Genomic DNA, 1,281 nt, shown 5'->3' with positions numbered 1-1,281 from the left:
GAGCCAGGCGCTTGATATCTATACGAAATATGAGCTGTACGGTCGCCGCCGGGTTCAGTGTGAATTTATCATCGCCGGAAATTTGACCGATGTGTATCATCATGAAAAAGCACTGACCCACTTGTGCAGCGCTTTAGATCATGCCAGGCAGCTTGAAGAAGCGTACATGATCGCCGCTGCCTATTATAATGTCGGACACTGTAAGTACAGTCTGGGTGACTACAAAGAAGCGGAGGGCTATTTCAAAACAGCCGCCGCCATTTTTGAGGAGCACAACTTTCAGCAAGCTGTTCAAGCTGTATTTTCACTGACCCATATCTACTGTAAAGAGGGAAAATACGACAAGGCAGCAGAGGCGTATGATCGCGGGATAAAGAGCGCGGCTGAATGGGAGGATGACATGTACTTGACGAAATTCCGCCTCATTCATGAACTGTATCTTGGAAGCGGCGACCTGAACGTGCTTACAGAATGCTTTGACCTGCTGGAATCCAGGCAGCTTCTTGCCGACGCCGAAGATCTGTTGCATGATACAGCGGAACGTTTCAATCAGCTGGAACATTACGAGTCCGCCGCTTTCTTTTACCGCAGGCTGCTGAATATTAAAAAGAAGCTTGCCGAGCAGCGTTTTCAATAGGAAATGGCAGAGAACTACAGGTTCTCTGCTTTTTTTGTGCTGTTTTCAACTCGGAAAAACAGGGTATTTTCCACTGCATAGTGAGAAACCAGAGGAGGATATCAAGTATGTACAAAGATTTAACCGGAAAAACAGCGATTGTGACAGGGTCTTCAAAAGGAATCGGGAAAGCCATTGCGGAACGGTTCGGACAGGAGAAAATGAATGTTGTTGTAAACTACCACAGCGACCCGTCTGGAGCCGATGAAACCCTGGAAATCATTAAGCAGAACGGAGGGAAAGCCGTCGCAGTTGAGGCGGACGTGTCAAAAGAAGAGGGGATTCAGGCGCTCTTGGACACAGCTTTAGAGCATTTCGGCACGCTCGATGTGATGGTAAACAACTCCGGTTTTAACGGTGATGAGGCGATGCCGCATGAGATGAGTCTTGAAGATTGGCAGAGAGTAATTGATGTCAATGTTACCGGAACCTTTCTGGGAGCGAAAGCAGCACTTAACCACATGATGAAAAACAATATCAAGGGCAATGTGCTGAATATCTCAAGTGTTCATCAGCAGATTCCGCGCCCTGTCAACGTTCAGTATTCCACATCCAAAGGCGGCATCAAGATGATGACGGAAACGCTGGCGCTCAATTATGCGGAT

Annotated in this window: 1 protein-coding gene and 1 pseudogene; both read left to right on the top strand. The window is 47.5% G+C overall.

Annotation, left to right across the window (positions count from 1 at the left end):
* Positions 1-637 (top strand): annotated as a pseudogene (gene rapJ / locus ACWHAR_RS21860) (response regulator aspartate phosphatase RapJ); the annotation flags it as partial.
* A 107-nt stretch (positions 638-744) separates the two neighbouring features.
* On the top strand, positions 745-1,281 hold a 537-nt coding region (locus ACWHAR_RS21855), incomplete at its 3' end, for an SDR family NAD(P)-dependent oxidoreductase (RefSeq protein WP_452087808.1).

The organism is Bacillus sp. LR--39 (genome assembly GCF_053613335.1).
Note: the sequence above shows the minus strand (reverse complement) of the source record. Positions and strands in the feature narration are given on the sequence as shown.